The sequence below is a fragment of the Thermovirga sp. genome, assembly GCA_012523215.1.
Taxonomy (GTDB): Bacteria; Synergistota; Synergistia; order Synergistales; family Thermovirgaceae; genus 58-81.
The window spans coordinates 1-4,318 of sequence record JAAYIZ010000147.1 but is presented as its reverse complement, the minus strand read 5'-3'; the positions used below and the strand labels follow the sequence as shown (position 1 = coordinate 4,318).

Here is a 4,318-nt window from a genome sequence, read left to right as displayed (position 1 = left end):
CGAAGTAGACCACCTTCTCGAGATCCTTCGTGGCGGTCCCCAGGAGGAGGCTGAGCCGGCTCGGTATCCCCCGCAGGTACCAGATATGGACCACCGGCGCCGCGAGTTCGATGTGCCCTATGCGTTCCCTTCTGACGCGGTTATCGGCTATCTCCACGCCACATCGGTCGCAGACGACGCCCTTGAACTTAGGGCCGCTTCTCTTGTACTTGCCGCAGGCGCACTCGAAGCTCTTGGTGGGGCCGAATATCCTCTCGCAGAAGAGGCCATCTTTTTCAGGCTTGAGGGTCCTATAGTTTATGGTCTCGGGCTTCTTGACCTCCCCGCTGGACATCTCCCTGATCCTTTCAGGACTCGCCAGCTTGATCTTCACCCCGGAAATACCTCTCTGGTTCATCTATTCATCAGCCCCCTCTTCCGGGTCTTTCGTCACCGTCTTGCCCAGGGCCTGCAGGGATTGCACCTGCTCATCCTTCCCGGGCACCTCGTCGTGGAATATACCCTCAAGGTGTTTCGCGGTTCCTTCATGCTTCTCTTCCAGTACCCTCGTCCTGGGGAGGGAAACCGGCTCGTCATCCTCTTCCAGCAAGAGTTCGCCCATAGTGCCGTCCTCGTAGACGATCTCCACGTCCAGGCCCAGACCCTGCAGTTCCTTGACGAGGACCCTGAAGCTTTCGGGAACCCCGTGTTCCGTCAGGTTGAGCCCCTTGACGATCCGTTCGTAGGTTTTGAGCCTCCCCCTGATGTCGTCGGACTTGACGGTCAGGATCTCCTGGAGAACGTGGGCTGCACCATAACCTTCAAGGGCCCAGACCTCCATCTCCCCGAAGCGCTGCCCGCCGAACTGGGCCTTCCCCCCGAGGGGCTGCTGGGTGATGAGGCTGTAGGGGCCTATGGACCTGGCATGGATCTTGTCGTCCACCAAGTGGATGAGTTTCATCATGTACATGGTCCCCACCGTGACGGATCGCCTCATGGGCTCGCCGGTCCTGCCGTCGTAGAGGAGCACTCTGCCGTCGGGCGTCAGTTCCTTGAAACCCTCCTGGCGGGATTTCTCCACCAGGTCCAGGATCTCCTTCTCGTTCGCGCCCTCGAAAACGGCCGAAGCGACATGCCAGCCGTTCCTGGAAGCCACAAAACCGAGGATGGTCTCCAGCACCTGGCCCAAGTTCATGCGGCTTGGCACTCCTATGGGGTTCAGGACCACATCGATGGGAGTACCATCGGGCAGGTAGGGCATGTCCTCCTCGGGGAGGATCCTCGAAACGACACCCTTGTTGCCGTGGCGGCCCGCCATCTTGTCGCCCACGGAGATCTTCCTTATCTTCGCCACGTAGACCTTGACGACCTCGTTGACTCCCGGCGTCAGGTCGTCTCCGTTTTCGGAACGGCTGAGTTGCTTGACGGCCACGACCTTTCCGCCCTCGCCGTGGGGAATCCTCATGGAAGTGTCCCGGACCTCCCTGGCTTTTTCACCGAAGATGGCCCTCAGTAGTTTTTCCTCCGGCGACTGGTCCGACTCGCCCTTGGGGGTGACCTTGCCGACGAGGATGTCCCCCGCCACCACTTCCGCGCCGATCCGGACGATGCCGGTCTCATCAAGGTCCTTGAGGGCATCTTCGCCGACGTTGGGGATATCCCTGGTTATTTCCTCGGGGCCGAGTTTAGTGTCCCGGGCTTCCACCTCGTACTCCTCGATATGGACGGAGGAGAAGCTGTCATTCTTGACCAGCCTGTCGCTCAGCAGAATGGCATCCTCGTAGTTGTAACCCTCCCAGGAGACGAAAGCCACGAGGACGTTGTTGCCCAGGGCCAGTTCGGTGTTCTCCACTGCCTGACCGTCGGCAATGATATCCCCCGCCTTGACCATATCTCCCTTGTAGACGATGGGTTTCTGATGAATGATAGTCCCCTGGTTCGATCTCTTGAATTTGACCAGGTTGTATTGATCGACCTTGCCACTCTTGCCGGGTTGGATCTGAATCGTCATGGAATCGACGCCGATCACGGTGCCGGAATTGCGCGCCACCACGCAGGATCCCGTATCACGGGCTATCCTGGCTTCGATCCCGGTGCCGATGACGGGGGCCTTGGCATTTATCAACGGAACGGCCTGCCTCTGCATGTTGGAACCCATGAGGGCCCTATTGGCATCGTCATGTTCGAGGAAGGGTATGAGGGCCGTAGAGGCCGAGACAATCTGCTTGGGCGAAATATCGAGAAAGTCCACCTTTGCCGGTTCAACCACGGCTATATCTCCCCTGTCCCTGACGTAGATCTCCTTTTCAGCAAAGGTCCTGTCGGAATTTACAGGGGTGTTCGCCCTCCCGATGTAAAATTCGTCCTCCTCGTCGGCTCCGAGGTACACGACCTCATCGGTGACCTTGCCGTCGACGACCTTTCTTTTGGGCGCCTGGAGGAAACCGTATTCGTTTATCCTCGAGTAGATCGACAGGGAGGTCACCAGGCCGATGTTCGGCCCCTCGGGGGTCTCGATGGGGCAAACCCTCCCATAGTGGGTGTAGTGGACGTCCCTGGCCTCGAAACCCGCTCTCTCTCTGCTCAGGCCGCCGGGGCCGAGCGCCGAGAGTCTCCTCCGGTGGGTCAGTTCGGCCAGGGGGTTCGTCTGGTCCATGAACTGCGAAAGTTGGCCCGAGCCGTAGAACTCCCTCAACGCCGCCGATATGGGGCGGACGTTTATAAGTTCCTTCGCCGTGGCCTCGGTGAGGTCAGGGATAGTGGTCATCCTCTCCCGTGCTATCCTCTCCATCCTGAGCAGGCCGATCCGTACCTGGTTCTGGAGCAGTTCGCCCACGGCGCGCACCCTCCTGTTGCCGAGGTGGTCGATGTCGTCAATTCGTTCCTGGCCGTCCCTGAGGGCCATCAACTTTTTGACGATCTGCACCACGCCCTCCACCAGGAGCAGGCGCATCGAACCCGGTACATCGAGACCAAGCCGACGATTCAGCTTGTATCTTCCGACGCGGCCCAGGTTGTACCTCCGGGTATCAAAGAAAAGCCCGTTGACGTATTCCCTGGCGTTCTCCATCCGGGCCGGCTCGTTGGGCCGAAGCCTGCGGAACATCTCCAGGATGGCCTCGTCGGAGTTCTTGGTCTGGTCGCGCTCCATGGTGGCCTCGATGGCGGAGTCGGTCTTCCAAACCCAGACCTGGGTCTTCCCCATCTCCCATAACTTTTCGAGGATATCGCGGGTGATCCTCTCGTTCTTCTTGATGACGGCCTTCCCGGACTCCTCGGTTATGGTCTCGGCGATAAGCCTTCCTCTTACTTCGTCCTCGACAAGGTCGATCTGTTCCTCGACGGCGTCGAAAAGTTTCAGAATTTCGTCGTTGTCGGCGGCCCCAAAGGCCTTGAGGAGCACTGTGACGGGAAGTTTTTTCCTGTTATCAATGTTCACCGAGAGGACCTCGCCCGGCGTCATGTCGAACTCGAGCCAGGCCCCCCTGTCGGGAATGACCTTGGCGGAGTAACGCTCCTGGCCGGGGATGGATTCCTCGGAATTGAAGTAGACGCCCGCCGAGCGGGCCAGCTGGCTGACGACCACTCTCTCGGTGCCGTTGATGATGAAGGTCCCTCTTTCGGTCATCATGGGGAAATCCCCCAGGTAGACCTCTTCTTCCTTGATCTCCTCGGTCTTTCGGTTCACCAAGCGGATGGTAGCCTTGACCGACCTGGACCAGGAAAGGTCCCTCTGGATAGCCTCTTCCTGGGTTATTTGGGGATCTTCGACGAAATAATCGACGAATTCGAGGGCAAAGGAACCATCATAACTCTCGATGGGGAACACCTCGTCAAAAAGTTCCTGGAGCCCCTGACTGGATCTCTCATCCGCTTCGATGAGGCGGCCCTTTTCGTTGTACTGGAAGAACCAACGGAAAGAATCCCGCTGGATCTCCACCAGGTCCGGGATCTCGACAAGGTCGCGGGTGCGACCGAAGGTAAGGCGCTGGCGCTTGCTGTTTACGGGAACGAATTCAGCCATGGGAGAAACATAACCTCCCTGTCTCTAGGGGATTTGGAGAATCTAGACGTGACAAACTAAAAGCATAACGAAAGGGCTGCGCTCTGTCAATAGGCACAGCACAACCCTTCCGGCTTTCTCTTGGTACGATCACCGTTTTACCTCATCCGACTAATGGGATGGATTACCTTTTATGGTGGGGAAGGGGGGATTTGAACCCCCACACCCTTACGGACACTGGCTCCTGAAGCCAGCGCGTCTACCGTTCCGCCACTTCCCCGGATGCTGGTACCAACGGGGTTAATTTTATCAACGCGAGAGGCTTTTGGCAACAGG

The 4,318-nt window shown here is 58.4% G+C and carries 2 protein-coding genes and 1 tRNA gene; all 3 read right to left on the bottom strand.

Features of this window, described 5'->3' with window-relative positions:
- On the bottom strand, window positions 1–397 hold a 397-nt coding region (locus GX108_04035), incomplete at its 3' end, for a hypothetical protein (protein NLO56208.1).
- The gene (locus GX108_04030) at window positions 398–4,003 is read right to left on the bottom strand and encodes a DNA-directed RNA polymerase subunit beta (protein ID NLO56207.1); all 3,606 of its coding nucleotides are present in this window, start codon (window positions 4,001–4,003) and stop codon (window positions 398–400) included. It abuts the gene before it with no gap.
- A 173-nt stretch (window positions 4,004–4,176) separates the two neighbouring features.
- Window positions 4,177–4,262 (bottom strand) — tRNA-Leu (locus tag GX108_04025).
- Window positions 4,263–4,318 lie beyond the last annotated feature (56 nt).